Below are 10,857 nucleotides of genomic sequence, written 5' to 3'. Positions count from 1 at the left end.
TATTTTGCAATCCTCTTTAATCAACAAACGTAAAAAGAACAGAAATGTTCATTTCTACCTTTAATTATTTGCCACTACAAATTAACAAACAAAAATAAGGTTTGCGAACTATTAATGATAAAAGAGTAATATTGTAATTTAGTTAACTATGAAAGTACTGATTGTCGAAGATGAAACTGACCTTTGCGATGTGATTAAATCGTTTCTCGAAGGCGAAAAATATATCGTGGAGACAGCTAGCGATTATGCTAGCGGATTGGCTAAATTGGCTAACTATGACTACGATTGTGTGCTGCTCGATATTATGTTGCCCGGTGGGACAGGTATGCAGTTGTTGACCGAAGTAAGGGCATTGGGAAAGGACGATTCGGTCATTATCGTTTCGGCCAAGGATTCCGTGGAGGATAAGGTGGAAGGATTAGAATTGGGAGCAGATGACTATTTAGCGAAACCCTTTCATCTGGCGGAGCTATTAGCTCGTATCAAAACGATCATCCGCCGGAAAAATCATCACGGTGAACAAGCTATTCAATTTAAAGATGTCAAATTGTTTCCGGAAGAACGTAAAGTTCTTATCGGAACAGAAGAGGTACAATTAAACAGAAAGGAATATGACTTATTATATTATTTTATGATACGTCCCGAAAAGCTGGTTACGAAAACATCACTTGCGGAAGCCGTTTGGGGTGATGATGCCGATCAATCGGATAATCTTGATTTTATCTATTCACAAATAAAAAATTTACGACGAAAGCTTAAGAACCATCAGGCAGAAATTGATTTTCAAGCAGTCTATGGCGTAGGTTATAAATTGGTATAATACGATGCAGGTCTCTCTTAAGAATTATACGCTACGTTATTTGAGCATCGCTTTCCTAATTATTATCACGATTTGGGCAGCTTTGTTTTATGCTTTTATTCTGGAAGAGGTATACGACAATGTGGATGATGGATTGAAAAACCAAAAAATATTGATCCTAAGAGAGGTGTATGAAGACCCGAACCTTCTGGAAATAAATGCATACGGCATTAACCAATTCCGGATTACACCCGTTGGTGATGGTGATGATTTTTCGGAGGAGAATTATCTTGATAATGAATTTTTCTATATGCCCTATGATGATGAGATGGAACCCTATCGAGTGTTGCGTACGGGCTTCTACGCACCGGATCAGAAACCTTATCATTTGGAAATCCGTACATCTACGGTTGAGGAAGATGATTTGATACTGAATCTCACTACCGCACTCGTTGTGCTGTACCTTGTACTCGTTCTGGGGGTATATTTAATTAATGAATTGGTTCTTCGACGAGCTTGGCGCCCCTTTCGAATTATCTTGGAGAATTTGAATCTTTATCGCTTTGGGAAAAAGGATTATTTAAAGCCTGTATCTACCAATATTGTGGAGTTCAACCAACTCAATGAAGAGATAAATCAGATGTGGCGACGAAATGAAGAGGTCTTTGACGAGCAAAAGCGTTTTATTGAGAATGCTGCGCATGAACTACAGACACCCTTAGCCATCACGATCAATAAATTGGAACTGTTAATGGAGGATGAATCACTTTCCGAAAGCCAACTAACACAATTGGCGGATTCGAAATCATCGTTACGACGGCTTGTAAATTTGAATAAAGCATTGTTGATGCTGTCGAAAATTGAGAATAAACAGTATAAGGATGTTAGACAGATTAATCTAAATCAATTAGTCAAAGAAATCAGTGAAGACTTTCAGGATTTTCTATCCTTTAAGGATATAACGCTGCAAGTAGCGGAGTATGGTTTTTTTGATATATCGATGAACAAGGATTTGGCACTTGTGCTGATTTCTAATTTGTTCCGAAATGCTATACGATATAATATTAAAGGGGGAATAATATCTATAACTATAGGCCAGAACCATCTTTCAGTGGCTAATACTGGAAATCAAGCCCCTCTAAATCAAGAGAAAATTTTCAACCGCTTTCATAAAGGTACACAGGATAGCCAATCAAATGGTCTTGGGCTTGCCATTGTGAAGTCTATTGTAGATACTTATGCTGAATTGTCTATTGATTATCGCTTTGAGGAGAACATGCATATTTTTTCTTTGAAGAAGTAGGTGAAAACGATTTCATTCCTAAAACTTTCCCAAATTAATTAGAATTTTTGTAACACTAAAGGAATGTATTAGGATGAAAACACCATTAAAAATAACCACATTAATATTGTTACTATTCACGGTAACAACCACTTCCGCACAAGACAAAGTTATATTATTTACGAAGTTACCTGTTAAAGCACAAACATTTGTGAAAAAGCATTTTTCAGAAAAAGATGTGGCTACTATCACAATGGACACGGAGTACCTTTTTAAGAAAGAATATAAAGTGGTTTTAAAAAATGGGTCGAAAATTGAGTTTGATGCTGATGGAGAATGGGAAGAGGTGGAGATGAAAGGAATACCGGTGCCCACACAAATTATATCACCCGCCATTTCTCAACATATCCATAAAAGCTTTCCAAATACGTTTGTGAAAGAAATAAAGAGGGGAAGAAGGGGATATGAAATAGAGATCTCGAACGGACTGGATTTGGAATTTTCGAAAGAAGGCGAGTTTATCCGTGTGGATGATTAAATGAATTAGATAATTATATATGATGAAAAAAACACTATTTGGATTGTCTTTATTGGCAATAGTATCGTTCATAACAGTTTCTTGTGATGACGATAAGGTGATTTCGGAAGCAGAATTGCCAAAAAAATCTCAAGATTTTATTTCTGAGTATTTCGCAGGGAAATCTTATTCGAGAGTTGAAAAGGATGGAAGAAACTATTCCGTGAAGCTTGGTGAGCAGGGTAATCAAATCGAAGTAGACTTTGATGCGGACGGTAATTGGATTGAGGTAGACGGAGACGATGGAGTTTATATCCCAACAGGCTTTATCTTACCTAAAATTGTTGCTTATGTAGCGGATAACTATCCTAATCCAGCACCTAATGCAGATAAGGAAAACATTAATGGAATCGAAAAGAATACGCGTGGTTTTGACGTAGATTTAGTGACTTCGGATACTGACCTGATTTTTGATACCAACGGTGATTTTGTAAGAGTAGATAATTAACAGACAGGGGGCAGGAATCGCGCCCTATCTGTTCTCATAATAAACTGGACGCTGCATCTGCCTTTCCAATTGTCGGATGCGGTTCTTATTTTTCCCATCGATACGGGAAGCTACAGCCCATATCGCTGCAGGGAGCCAACCGATCAACGTAAACTGCAAGATAAGACAGATAAAACCAATCAATATTTTTCCTCTTAAAAAGAATGATAGCCAAGGGAACAAGACTGCAATCAATATCATTGTGTTATTGTTTTAATGTTTTGTCAATTTCGTCGATTAATAAGATTTTATTTCTTTGTTTTGAACGGATGTCTCTTTTTTCCTGTAGCGTTCAAAAGTGATATTTATACCAAAAGCCAAAGCAAAAATAATACCTATAATTAAGGCAAACGGAACAAGTATAGCGATAACCAAAGCGATAATGAACGGAAGTTTGATATATGCTTTGCCCTTTTTTGATGTTATGCTGAGCTGGGTTTCCTGAATCCAGTCAATGGTTTTTTGAAATGCGTTGCAGATATTATCGCTGTCTAATGTGAATGTTTTTTTCGTTTCCATGATACTTTTAATGTAGTTATTTATTTCTTTTTGTATACTCCAAAGATAGTCCAATTGCCAAAACGACGCTAGATAGAATAGGTGTGCCAAACCCATTTATCGGTAAAAGCAGCGTATCACTCGGTGAAATAGAAAATATGAATTAGATTTCTTTGATTTAGATGGTAACATTTCCGGTCGCCAGCTGATATATCTATGAAATTAACAAATTTATTCACTAAAAAATTAACATTATGGAAAAACTTTTATCGAGGATGATTGTTCTTAAAACGACATCAACACTTCAAAAGAAAAAAAGAGGTTTAAAACATCAAATGATTTAAATTATGGAAAAGAATTTTGACGTGCCTCAGGGAAGCCATGAAAGCATACAGCAGAGGATGATACCAAACGAATCATTTCTGATGTTTATGGTAGGTTTTATATTGTTTGTTTTTAAACTTTGTAAACCTTAATATGCCATAAAGGCAACTGGCTAGAACAAGGGAAAGAACTAAAATTTTCCATGCAGATTGGCGTAGACTTGCATACTTTTGCAAGTCTATTTTTATATCTGTTCCGGTATACGCAATATTAGACCAGTACCAAGGATTAGAACCTAACGCCGATTGTTCGGAAAGGTACTGTCTTTTAGCTTCTGCGAGAGCACGGATAGGACTTTTACATGTGGTCAATTCATTATAGAATTTTGCCATGATACCAAGCATAGCATCATCGCTAGCGAACCAATGTGTTGCCATAACGCCCGGAATCCCTTTACTTAAGAACGCCCTATTGATACTTTCTAATCCCTCGGAGGGAAGAAGATTGCCTGATGCAGTATTGCAGGCCGATAGAACGACTAATGGTGATTTGATATGATAATAGCGAAGTTGATCGGCGGAAATCGATTGGTGAAGGAGCAATCTGGCTTCTTGCTTTGGTGTGACAACTGTATGAGCTGCAATATGTATAATAGATGATGTTTTGAAGGCATGTTCCAACTTTCTTAAAGGTAAATCTTCATAAGAGAAAGTTGTCGTTTTATAATGCGATTGGAGGTTGTCCACTTCTTTTTTTACAAAATGAAGATCAGCAAGTGGAGCGCTGTATTTGTCCCGGTACAGAATATTGATTTGAGGATTGTAAAATGATGTGTTGGGATACAAATCTTTAATTAAAAGGGAATTGACGTATTGAATATCGAAGTCTTCAATCAAAAACCTGTTAGATTCGCTTAGTGCATCAAAAGGGAGAACATACAACTCATCATGAAGCGAGAGCCGGAGTGTTATAGGTCGCGATGGGAGGAAGGGTAATAACTGGTTTTTCAAGTGTTGTGCTCTGGTAAAATAACGTTTTGGATTGTTGTTGAAGAGATGAGGGGATGTCGAAAAATAATCTGTTTTAAATTGAGCAATGGAGTCTAATAGACCTATATTCTTCTGATGTCTGTAGGAAATTTTACCGTTATCTACCTTGAATATGGATAAGCTACTATCCGAATGGATGAAATAGGAATACGTTATAGATAAGCTGCCGGTCAGTTGTTTTTGGAAATTATCGAAGTTTGGCAGTGCCACTTTTCTTGTAAAATACTGCTCTTCTAATTGAAAATCAGTGAGCATGGATTGAATCGATTGATTTATTTCTTTGATATCAGTACTATCCATTAGGTTATCCCGTATCAAATAAAGCTGCTGGAGTTGTCTCATTCCTTGGCTTAACTCGGCGGTATCACTTTCCCAAAACGTTGCCCTATTGATGTCGTTCCAAAGCATACGACCTTTTGCTAGTTCTGTCAACCACAGGAGCTTGGCCAGCTTTTCTTGATCAAAATCTTCTGGATTTCCAATGTGATTGAAAACCAGGCTTAAAAGATGTTGGTTCCATTTATTTCCGGTAATATGACTGCTTTTGCTTGTAATGTTTTGTTGGAAAGCAAAATCTTCTTCAATTGCTTGCTCAAAATAATAAAATGCGGAATCTATATGCTGTTTCGCGCAAATCAAACCTAAGTTTTTTAATACGGAGATTTTAGTATAGCTTGAAATATCGGATGAAACGACGTGGTCATTGAATAACTTCTTTGCTTCTTCGAAACAGACTTTAGCTTGTGTAAATTCGTCTTTTATTAAAAAGTTCTCACCAAGTGAATTATAAAGATTGGCTTTTTCTCTAAAACGGGTGTGAGGAAAAAAGGTTTCTTCCACTGATAAGGCTTCTAAGAGATATTTTCTGCTTAAATCTGTTTGATCTTCTTGTAATAGAAATAAAGATCTTCGTTCAAGCACCGGGATTTTGCTCAAGGCCAAGTTTTCGTCCATAGGCAATGTATTTGCGACTTGAAGGGCAAAATTATTATGCCATTTAGCAGAATCTATATCATTCAAAGTAACATAGGCAGAAGACAGGGAATAATGTAAAAGAACTTTCAAATAACCGTTTTCTGTGCTGTATGTTAACCCGGAAAGCGCCGCGTCTTTTGATTTTTCATTTTCACCCTTGTAAACATATAGGAGAGCAAGGTTGTGGTAGAACGATGCTTTTGTTTCGTTGTTCTGTGCTTCATGTATACTTTTTAACTGCAACTTTTCTGCCTTTTCGTAGTCCGCAATCACCGTGTAATTATTAGCAAGTGGTTTGTATATATAGGTTAATCTATCCGCTAGATTCAGCACGTTGTTTTCATTATCATACAATAATGCCTTTTCATAATATTTGATGGACGCTAAAAAACGGCTGTGTTCTTGAAAACTATATGCCATGTTGATTAAAATCCAAATATATGTTTCTTTCTGTGCTTCGTTAAGCACCTTATTTTCTATCGGTTTGAGGAGGATATCGGGTTGTTTTTCAAACGAAGCATAATGATCGTATGCCAATTCTCCAAGCGAATCGATTAAAGAGGTTGCTATGGAATCCAACGATGTGTTGTCCAGTACATGTACCTCCGTTTGGTTCTTACAAGCGAAACAACTGAAAATAAACCCGAGTAGGAATGTCCTTACAATCGCCACACCAAATAGAAATTGAGATTGCTCTTATACATTTTGTCAAAATGGTAGCGTACGCCGAATGCAGGCCCCAAATAAGTGCGCCCTATATTTAGGTCTGCCAAAGGTGAAAATAACAAAGGTGACAGCTTCTCCTTCTCCGTTGGTATGTCTACTGTATGCGCTGTTTGCACCCCGTTAGCATTTATTAAATGATAGGTTGTTTGCTGATCATTTTGCAAATTAACATTTGTTTTCACAAGTGCACCCACGCCTGCGGATACGTATCGACTAATATTGTAGCGAATCTGTACGGGTACTTGTAGGCTGAGGTATTTTTTTTTAGCGGTGCTATCTATACCGCTGTACCCATAGTAAGTTACGCCCCCTCTCTCGTTGGGCAGCGGTATTTCCCCTTTTCGGTCCAAAAAGGAGGCGGCATAATCCACCCCGAATGTACTCGCATAAAGTTCGACCTGCCAATAGGGCTTCTTATAAGGAGCGATAGGTGCAAGTCCTACACCCAAAGTCAGTCCTTTTGTTAATTTTCCGATGTCATCATTGGGATGTTTGGCGGGTGCATTTAACCCCAATGTCACTATCGGGGATAATCCCGGACGGAAACGGGCAGTTGAAGTATTGGTACGAATGGGATCGTTTTTATCAAAGTAGATATTGGTATAGCTCGGGAGTGACCTGTTTTGCAATTTTTTATGCGATTTCAATGTAAAGCGGATAAACCCTTTTGTGCTATCTTGATCCGTAATCGTGGGCGAAGCTGTCCCGGGTAATGCAATTCCACGAAAATGGAAAATGATCTTGTCGTCATCTTTAATCTGATACGTATAACATCCCAAATCTTGTTCGGTTAAACAAGTGTCGCATTTTGGGTAAAGGTTGACTAGTTCAAAGGTATTAAGATCTACTTGATTGGGAAAATACATTTCTAAACGGATACTTTTTGCGTCACCTTCGCCATCATTCTGAAATTGCACTTTATAGGTCAGCACTTTCTTTTTAAACTGTAAACGATAATCCATTAGGGCAGGTCTTACAGACATTTTATTAGGATCATGTGATTTGATGATGGGTACGTCAAGTTTATGAATAACAGGGTTGCCTCCGTCCGCAAGATATATTCCAGTAACCGTGACAATGGCGTTCGTATCCGCAAGCATTTCGGGGGTAATATCCAGATTGATAATAGAAAATTGGGTATCCCCCACATCGCCCTCGATTTCGTATTGGGTAACGGTATTGTATTCGTCCAACAGGCTGTTGAAAAAACGTGCGGCTTCATTGCCTGTAAAATTTAACTCCTCACGGATGCCATAATCGGGGCTACCACTTTGCGTAATGGAGGTATGCGTTACATTTGCCCATAGTGATTCCAATTCTCTCTTGCGTTCAACAGAAAGAATATTTTCATTATGATAACGACTTTGATTAGCAACAACGAAACCATTGGGATTGATTAGCTTTTCGTTAGTTAACACCAAGATTTTTCCCTTAGAAGCATTTGGTTTCACGCCAACGACTAACGACATGTCTTCGCCAGGTACGGCGTTGGCGTTCTTGAATAGTTGAAAAACTTCGTTCGATTTGAAAAAATTGCGTTCGAATGTATTCGGAAGTTTATCTGTATGTGCTAATTTGGATTCGACTTTCACTTTCGTTTTAGGCTTTTTCGGACGAGGACCATTATCGTAATTGTTAACAATATATAGGGAAACATCATATTCACCGGACTTTTCGTATTGGTGTTCCGGCGACTCCTGCGTACTGAATTGACCATCTCCAAAATCCCATAAATAAGTGTAATAGGCCTGGCGGCCTCCCGGAATGGGAACCAGCGGTCGTATAACCGGGGTAAACTTAATACTATTTGTTAGATATTCCGTTTGGATAGATGATGGAAACGTGTCCTGCCGTACCAACAAGCTGTCCTGCCCGAAAGCAACATGGCAATAAAAAGCCACAAACAGGTAGTAGAGTTTTCTTTTCATAACTTACCAATTGGTAAAAATCTTTTGTATTATTTTCAAAAATAACTTAATTTGTTATAAACTTAAGAAAACCGATAGGTAAAATTTAACAATTTATTATAATGAAAAAAATCTGACCAAGTTGATGCACAGCGATCAAAAATATATTCAATTTCTACTCCAGAATAATGGAGAGGGGATACAGCATATCTATCGAAAATTTGCGGATAAAGTAGTTGCATTAATCCGTTATAATAGCGGGAGTGATGACGATGGTTTTGATATTCTACAGGAGTCATTGGTGGATATTTACCATATGGCGAAATATAAAGATTTTCAATTAACGACCTCTTTTGAATCTTTTCTGTTGTTGGTTTGCAAAAGAAAATGGCTGAACGAATTGAAAAAAAGAAAAAACAAAGAGGTAACAAATGTGGAGAACCATGTATTTGATATGGAAGATGATTCACAAACAGCGTATATGGAACACATGACATTGGTTGAAAAAGAAAACATATTGATGGAACTCTTAGATACGTTAGGCGAACGGTGCCGAGAAATTATTAAGCGTTGCATGGTATCTAAGAATCAAGAAAAGATAGCAGTGTCTCTCGGACTTACGTATGCATATCTCAGGAAGAAAAAAAGTGAATGTATGGCAAAATTGGGTGACAAAGTTAAAGCTCATCCTTTTTTTAAAGACAATAAATAATGAAACCCAGAGAAGAACTTATTCAGGATTATATTGACAAGGTCTTATCAGCTGAAGATAAAGAGCTATTTGATATGCTTTATGAAAGTGATGCTGAATTTCGGGCAGAGTTGGCATTGCAGGAAGAAATAACCGATTTGCTTACCCGTAGGCTTTCGTCCGGCGAGCAGGCCTTGCGTACTACAATTGCGGAAGTGGATACAAAATATAGAAGAGAAAAAGGCAAAGTTGTTTCTTGGAAACAGTGGCTTATACCCGTGGCTGCTGCAGCCTGTATCCTAATTGTTGCGAAATTTGTCTTCTTCCCATCAGATACTGCATTATATGAACTCCCCGAAATGCGTTCGGAAGTTGTACGTGGAAACCAAAGTAGCGAAGCAGATAGTTATGAGCGCGCTGTGGAGGCTTTTAATGCTAAAGATTATCCTAAAAGCACCTCGATTTTATTAGAGTTATCTCAAACAGACGAAGCGGTTCTACAGTATCAATTCTACCTCGGACTTAGTTTAATAGGCGAGAAGAAATTTGATGAAGCTGAGAAGTATCTATTGCCTTTGGCCGATGGCGAATCCGTTTTTCAACAAGAGGCTATTTATTATTTAGCTGTTGCACTAATGGAATCTGAGCAAGCAGACCAAGCAAAGGAAAGATTATCGAATATCGATCAATCATCTAAAATTTACGATAAAGCACAAAAATTACTAGATAAGATGAAATAAAATTGGGGCTTGTAAAGCCCTAATTTTATTTTGGAAGCCTAGGGTCATTTACAAAATACTGAAATACGTCTACATTCTTTTCAACCAGCCATTCATAAATTTTCGCTCCGTGACTTAGTCGTTTCACACCCCATTGATGTAATGTGTCCAAATCGGGTAGATTATCGGTTAAGAAAACATTGAGCGGAAGCTGGGTAGACGAAACTATTTTTTGAATATCTTCTTTTGTTTCCACAAGCGGAATAAAGAGTCCGTCGGCGCCGAATTCTTCGTATAAAGTAGCTCGCTTAATGGATTCTTCCAGTGCTTGTGCGTGTTTTGTCGTGTAAGTATCTGCCCGAGCATTGACAAACACATCAGGTGTATTGGTCTTGATCGCTTTGATTTTTTCCGCTAATAACGGAGCATCTAATAATTTTCGTTCGCCATCAATGACTTTTCCATCTTCCAGGTTGATGCCTACCACCCCTATGTCAACCAATTGTTGCACATATTTGGCTACAGTATCAGGATCGTCGGAATAACCGGCTTCGAAGTCCACCGATACGGGGATGTCAACGGCTTTCACGATTCGTTCCACCATAAAAAGGATTTCGTCCACCGATATCTGTTCTCCATCATCATATCCTAAAAGATTAGCGATAGCGTGGCTAGAACTGCCCAGTGCTTTAAATCCCGCGTCTTGTGCTACTTTCGCGCTTTGCGCATCCCATACGTTTCCTAGTACTAATACCTGATTTTCTTGATGAAGCTGTTTAAATATAGTATAAGACATAATTAATGTGTTTTTACTAGAAGAACA

The 10,857-nt window shown here is 37.9% G+C and carries 11 protein-coding genes; 6 read left to right on the top strand and 5 right to left on the bottom strand.

The window, feature by feature from the left end; translation table 11 throughout:
- Positions 1-148 precede the first annotated feature (148 nt).
- The 4 genes from FXV77_RS18220 (at position 149) to FXV77_RS18205 (ending at position 3,106) form a co-directional block, all read left to right on the top strand.
- On the top strand, positions 149-820 hold the full coding sequence (locus FXV77_RS18220; protein WP_148920676.1) for a response regulator transcription factor: 672 nt from the start codon (positions 149-151) through the stop codon (positions 818-820).
- A gap of 4 nt (positions 821-824) precedes the next feature.
- Positions 825-2,102 (top strand): sensor histidine kinase, encoded by a 1,278-nt coding sequence (locus FXV77_RS18215; protein ID WP_148920675.1) that lies wholly within the window; start codon positions 825-827, stop codon positions 2,100-2,102.
- Positions 2,103-2,175: 73 nt separating this feature from the next.
- On the top strand, positions 2,176-2,619 hold the full coding sequence (locus FXV77_RS18210; protein WP_148920674.1) for a PepSY-like domain-containing protein: 444 nt from the start codon (positions 2,176-2,178) through the stop codon (positions 2,617-2,619).
- A 19-nt stretch (positions 2,620-2,638) separates the two neighbouring features.
- The gene (locus FXV77_RS18205) at positions 2,639-3,106 is read left to right on the top strand and encodes a PepSY-like domain-containing protein (protein ID WP_148920673.1); all 468 of its coding nucleotides are present in this window, start codon (positions 2,639-2,641) and stop codon (positions 3,104-3,106) included.
- Between the two features lie 24 nt (positions 3,107-3,130).
- Here FXV77_RS18205 and FXV77_RS18200 read toward each other — a convergent pair whose 3' ends face one another.
- The 4 genes from FXV77_RS18200 to FXV77_RS18185 all read right to left on the bottom strand — a co-directional run bounded on the left by FXV77_RS18200 (position 3,131) and on the right by FXV77_RS18185 (position 8,645).
- Complete coding sequence (locus FXV77_RS18200; RefSeq protein WP_148920672.1) at positions 3,131-3,346, bottom strand: YqaE/Pmp3 family membrane protein; 216 nt, start codon at positions 3,344-3,346, stop codon at positions 3,131-3,133.
- A gap of 36 nt (positions 3,347-3,382) precedes the next feature.
- The gene (locus FXV77_RS18195; protein ID WP_148920671.1) at positions 3,383-3,664 is read right to left on the bottom strand and encodes a DUF4342 domain-containing protein; all 282 of its coding nucleotides are present in this window, start codon (positions 3,662-3,664) and stop codon (positions 3,383-3,385) included.
- A 395-nt stretch (positions 3,665-4,059) separates the two neighbouring features.
- Positions 4,060-6,663: a CHAT domain-containing protein gene (locus FXV77_RS18190; RefSeq protein WP_148920670.1), complete on the bottom strand. Its 2,604-nt coding sequence runs from the start codon at positions 6,661-6,663 to the stop codon at positions 4,060-4,062.
- Positions 6,651-8,645, bottom strand: coding sequence for a PKD domain-containing protein (locus FXV77_RS18185; RefSeq protein WP_148920669.1), 1,995 nt, complete (start codon positions 8,643-8,645; stop codon positions 6,651-6,653). The genes FXV77_RS18190 and FXV77_RS18185 overlap by 13 nt, the downstream gene beginning before the upstream one ends.
- A gap of 124 nt (positions 8,646-8,769) precedes the next feature.
- Here FXV77_RS18185 and FXV77_RS18180 point away from each other — a divergent pair, with 124 nt between their 5' ends.
- Positions 8,770-9,336, top strand: a complete 567-nt coding sequence (locus tag FXV77_RS18180) for an RNA polymerase sigma factor (RefSeq protein WP_148920668.1) — start codon at positions 8,770-8,772, stop codon at positions 9,334-9,336.
- Entirely contained in the window at positions 9,336-10,055 is a 720-nt protein-coding gene (locus FXV77_RS18175) for a hypothetical protein (protein ID WP_148920667.1), read from the top strand. Before FXV77_RS18180 ends, FXV77_RS18175 begins: the two co-directional genes overlap by 1 nt.
- Positions 10,056-10,080: 25 nt before the next feature.
- Here the strand turns inward: FXV77_RS18175 and FXV77_RS18170 are convergent, their stop codons facing one another.
- Positions 10,081-10,830 (bottom strand): isocitrate lyase/PEP mutase family protein, encoded by a 750-nt coding sequence (locus FXV77_RS18170; RefSeq protein ID WP_148920666.1) that lies wholly within the window; start codon positions 10,828-10,830, stop codon positions 10,081-10,083.
- Positions 10,831-10,857: the final 27 nt, after the last annotated feature.

Source organism: Sphingobacterium phlebotomi, from assembly GCF_008180195.1.
GTDB classification, from domain to species: domain Bacteria; phylum Bacteroidota; class Bacteroidia; order Sphingobacteriales; family Sphingobacteriaceae; genus Sphingobacterium; species Sphingobacterium phlebotomi.
The sequence above is the reverse complement of the archived record's forward strand: the minus strand, read 5'-3'. Positions and strand labels throughout refer to the sequence as shown.

Bases quoted from the DNA above. Each gene is read 5' to 3' on its own strand.
- FXV77_RS18220 (WP_148920676.1), top strand. From the start codon at position 149: ATGAAAGTACTGATTGTCGAAGATGAAACTGACCTTTGCGATGTGATT.
- FXV77_RS18215 (WP_148920675.1), top strand. From the start codon at position 825: ATGCAGGTCTCTCTTAAGAATTATACGCTACGTTATTTGAGCATCGCT.
- FXV77_RS18210 (WP_148920674.1), top strand. From the start codon at position 2,176: ATGAAAACACCATTAAAAATAACCACATTAATATTGTTACTATTCACG.
- FXV77_RS18205 (WP_148920673.1), top strand. From the start codon at position 2,639: ATGATGAAAAAAACACTATTTGGATTGTCTTTATTGGCAATAGTATCG.
- FXV77_RS18200 (WP_148920672.1), bottom strand. From the start codon at position 3,346: ATGATATTGATTGCAGTCTTGTTCCCTTGGCTATCATTCTTTTTAAGA.
- FXV77_RS18195 (WP_148920671.1), bottom strand. From the start codon at position 3,664: ATGGAAACGAAAAAAACATTCACATTAGACAGCGATAATATCTGCAAC.
- FXV77_RS18185 (WP_148920669.1), bottom strand. From the start codon at position 8,645: ATGAAAAGAAAACTCTACTACCTGTTTGTGGCTTTTTATTGCCATGTT.
- FXV77_RS18180 (WP_148920668.1), top strand. From the start codon at position 8,770: ATGCACAGCGATCAAAAATATATTCAATTTCTACTCCAGAATAATGGA.
- FXV77_RS18175 (WP_148920667.1), top strand. From the start codon at position 9,336: ATGAAACCCAGAGAAGAACTTATTCAGGATTATATTGACAAGGTCTTA.
- FXV77_RS18170 (WP_148920666.1), bottom strand. From the start codon at position 10,830: ATGTCTTATACTATATTTAAACAGCTTCATCAAGAAAATCAGGTATTA.